This window comes from Lacisediminihabitans sp., assembly GCF_036404185.1.
In the GTDB taxonomy this organism is placed as follows: Bacteria; Actinomycetota; Actinomycetes; order Actinomycetales; family Microbacteriaceae; genus Lacisediminihabitans.
The window spans coordinates 1-2,442 of the sequence record NZ_DASWPB010000126.1 but is presented as its reverse complement, the minus strand read 5'-3'; the positions used below and the strand labels follow the sequence as shown (position 1 = coordinate 2,442).

Here is a 2,442-nt window from a genome sequence, read left to right as displayed (position 1 = left end):
TGTCGCTGTCGATCTACACCGACGTCTCCTACGACAGCACCGCCTTCGCCCTGCACCTGCAGAAGGGGGTGCGTGGCCGGGCGGATCGCGCGGGCCGCGTCGTCGCCCTCGCCGTGTTCGCCGTGCCGATCACCGCCCTGTTCACCATCGGCTCGGTCTGGTACACGAACACCTGGGCCGCGCTTCCCGGCCTGCTTGGCATCTCCCTCGGCGCGCTGCTGTCCGGGTTCGCCCTCTCCTCGATCGCCTCCGGGCTCCTCGTCTTCCCCGTCCCGGCACCCGGCGAGAGTCCGTTCCGCGGTCGACCGGGAGGCGGTTTCACGCTCACCCTCACGACCTTCGCCACCTGGGGCATCCTCGCCGTGCTCATCGTCCCCGAGCTCGTCCTCGCGATCGTCGGCCTGGTGACGGGCGAGCCCGGCTTCGGCTGGTCCGCCCTGGCCGTCGGCCTGGTGCTCGGCGCGGCGCTGCTGACCATCGGTATCCGCTGGGGAGGGACGATCCTCGAGCGGCGCGGCCCGGAGCTGTTGACGCAGCTGCAGAACCAGAAGTAAGACGTCTATTCATCCGTCCACCGCCCGGCGTTCACCCGCGCGGGGGGCGCCGCTCACCTTCGTCGACGAGGGTGAACCCGCGGAGTGCACAGTCCGCGGTCGGGATGGGGAGACGTGGGCAACGACGGGAACCATCCGATCGCCTGGGTGGAGTCGCCGCTGCAGCTCGTCGCCGCCGCGGAATGGGCGGCGGCCAGGGATGAGCCCGTCGACGTCGTCATCCGGCTCACCGGGCCCCAGATGTCCCGCACCGCCGAGGAGCTGCTGACCAGGGGCGCACGATTCGCGACCTGCGCACCGTATTTCGGCATCCCCTGGCAGCTGCTGTCCCGGCACCGCGAGTGGGCGGTCGGCGACGGCTTCTCCGGGCAGTTCCGGCTGGCGGCAGCCGTGCTCTCACCGCGCCGGCTGGCCCTGCTCGACGACGGCGCCCAGACCGTGACGATCGCGGATGCGCTGCTCGGTCGTCGCGACTATGCGCGCCCGGGCGGCGGCGAGTCCGCGCTGCTCGGTGTGCTCGGCGGCCTGGTGCGGGACCGGATGCTCGGCATGGCCGCGCGCGAGCGGCTCGAGATCGCGACGACCTTCGCCCTCGGCGACGAGCGCCTCGGCCTCCTGGCCGATCGAGGCATCCGGGTGACCCGGCGACAGCTCGAGTGGGTGCACCGGACGGCCAGGCCCATCGCCGTGCCCGGTCGCAGGGTGCTGCTCGGGAGCGCCCTGACCACGGACGGCCGGATGTCGACCGAACGGTATCTGCGCTGGGTGGCGACCGAGGCGCTCGACGGCTCTCTGGTCTACCTGCCGCACCGCCGCGAGACGCCGGCCATGCTGCGGGCCGTCTCGGAGCTGCCGGGCGTGCGTGTCTACGAGACCGGCCTTCCCGTGGAGCTTGTGCTCGCCGGAACGCGCGAGGCCATCGAGGTGATCACCCTTCCCACGAGCGCCCGGACGACGCTGGAGTATCTGCTCGAGGGCACGGGCAGCACCATCCGCACGCAGGCGCTCGCGCACGAGGACAGCCGCTGAGCGCTCGGGGCCCGACGATGGCACGGACAGCAGATGACGGGTCGTAAGGAGGCGGTTGTGACGAGACCGCTGCACCCTCACCATGGTGTTGATGGGTGATCAACGTCCATGAGGAGGAGCCCATGGTCACGACCAGAAGCAAACGCCCGGTCACGATCGGCATCGCGATCGCCGCGGGGCCGGTGCTCTTCGCCGCAGGCCTCGCCGTCGGTGCGATCGCCCAGGCATCCCGGCCGATCCCGAGCCCCCGTTCCAGCCAGGGCGGGACGGAGCCCCCTGCCGTGTTCGTCCTCGACTGCTACGACTCGTCGACGCCCGCCCGAGCGATCGCCAGCCGTAGCTACCGGACGGCGGCCACGGCGGCCGGCGCCATGAAGGATCCGTCAGCAGTCTGCACCTCGATAGAGCAGGCGAGACTCACCCAGGACGCGATCCTGAGCCAGGCACAGATGCTGCAACGGCAGGGGCAGAGGTGCGGATACGTCGATGTCATCGGCGGTCCCAGCTGGCTGTGGCAGGCCGGCGCGGATCAGACGAGCACCCCGACCATCTCCCTCACCGACGGGACATCGATGACTGCTCCGACCGGGTGCAGTCCTCCGGTGACGATCATGGGACCGTCCCTCAAGATCGTCCCCCTTGCCGCGTGCATGCGGGCACCCGACCGGGCGGTGATGTACCCCCGCGGGACCGCTCCCGCCGCGGAGGTCTGCGCCGCGCACGGCGAGGAGGTCTGGGTCCGGTAGGAACCCAGCCTTGGAGTCGATTGCCAGGATTTCTATTACGGAGCAATAGTCACCCTGAGGCCTATCTACTTCGATGCTGGCCCTCTAGGGTAGACAGGGCGTTCCGATCCTGA

2 protein-coding genes and 1 pseudogene are annotated in these 2,442 nt (G+C 70.4%); all 3 read left to right on the top strand.

Annotated elements, in window-relative coordinates:
- A pseudogene (locus tag VGC18_RS09235) lies at window positions 1-554 on the top strand (transporter); the annotation flags it as partial.
- 114 nt (window positions 555-668) lie between these two features.
- Window positions 669-1,583: a hypothetical protein gene (locus tag VGC18_RS09230; RefSeq protein WP_331096540.1), complete on the top strand. Its 915-nt coding sequence runs from the start codon at window positions 669-671 to the stop codon at window positions 1,581-1,583.
- 122 nt (window positions 1,584-1,705) lie between these two features.
- Window positions 1,706-2,329, top strand: a complete 624-nt coding sequence (locus VGC18_RS09225) for a hypothetical protein (protein ID WP_331096539.1) — start codon at window positions 1,706-1,708, stop codon at window positions 2,327-2,329.
- Window positions 2,330-2,442: the final 113 nt, after the last annotated feature.

What these genes read in the sequence shown, in the direction of transcription:
- VGC18_RS09225 (WP_331096539.1), top strand. Translation starts at nt 1,706, where the DNA reads ATGGTCACGACCAGAAGCAAACGCCCGGTCACGATCGGCATCGCGATC.